The organism is Thalassobellus citreus, from assembly GCF_044385915.1.
Lineage (GTDB): Bacteria > Bacteroidota > Bacteroidia > Flavobacteriales > Flavobacteriaceae > Thalassobellus > Thalassobellus citreus.
In genome coordinates this window covers 1-384 of record NZ_JBISCC010000060.1, presented here as the reverse complement: position 1 = coordinate 384, position 384 = coordinate 1, and the positions used below count along the sequence as shown (strand labels likewise).

Annotated in this window: 1 protein-coding gene; it reads left to right on the top strand. The window is 40.1% G+C overall.

Annotation, left to right across the window (positions count from 1 at the left end; genetic code table 11):
* On the top strand, positions 1-384 hold a 384-nt coding region (locus tag ACH5TX_RS00300; protein WP_439337567.1), incomplete at both ends, for an HYR domain-containing protein.

Below are 384 nucleotides of genomic sequence, written 5' to 3'. Positions count from 1 at the left end.
GTTACTACTCAAATTGCTGGTTTAGCTTCTGGTTCATTATTCCCAGTAGGGACAACTACTAATACGTTCCGTGTGACTGATGCTGCTGGAAATACTGCTGAGTGTAGCTTTGATGTTACTATTACTGATAATGAAGATCCTGAGATTGTATGTCCTGGTGATATTCCTCAAAATGTAGATGCTGGTGCTGACGGTGCTGTGGTTAATTATACAACTCCTGTTGGAACTGATAATTCTACTGGTGCTGTTACTACTCAAATTGCTGGTTTAGCTTCTGGTTCATTATTCCCAGTAGGGACAACTACTAATACGTTCCGTGTGACTGATGCTGCTGGAAATACTGCTGAGTGTAGCTTTGATGTTACTATTACTGATAATGAAGAT